Annotated in this window: 1 pseudogene; it reads left to right on the forward strand. The window is 67.5% G+C overall.

The annotated features are described in order from the left end of the window. Positions 1–34: 34 nt before the first annotated feature. Positions 35–480: pseudogene (locus EOA29_RS39830) on the forward strand (GTPase HflX); the annotation flags it as partial.

Below are 480 nucleotides of genomic sequence, written 5' to 3' on the forward strand. Positions count from 1 at the left end.
GATGTTCGATGGCGAGGAAGGCCAGGGCGCCTGATTGGCACGTGAAAAGGACGCGGACCGCAGCGTTCGCGGGAAACAAGGGCACCAGCTCGGGCCGGAGGCTAAGGATCCGACCCGGGCGGTCGTCATTGTGCCGGTGCTTACCCGTCAGCCGCGCGGCGAAGACGATTCGAACCGTCCGCGCCTGAGTCGCTCGGCCGATGCCCGCCACGACGAAGCGGTCGGCCTTGCGAGCGCCATCGATCTCAATCCGGTCCACACCGCGGTGGTGACGGTCGCCGACCCACGCCCGGCGACGCTGCTCGGCAGCGGTAAGGTGGCGGAGTTCGCCGACATCGTGAAGGAGCGCAAGGCGGAGCTGGTCATCGTCGACCACCCGCTGACGCCGGTGCAGCAGCGCAATCTCGAAAAGGAACTCAACGCCAAGGTGCTCGACCGCACCGGGCTGATTCTCGAGATCTTCGGCGAGCGCGCGCGGAC

Source organism: Mesorhizobium sp. M1E.F.Ca.ET.063.01.1.1 (assembly GCF_003998155.1).
GTDB lineage: Bacteria > Pseudomonadota > Alphaproteobacteria > Rhizobiales > Rhizobiaceae > Mesorhizobium.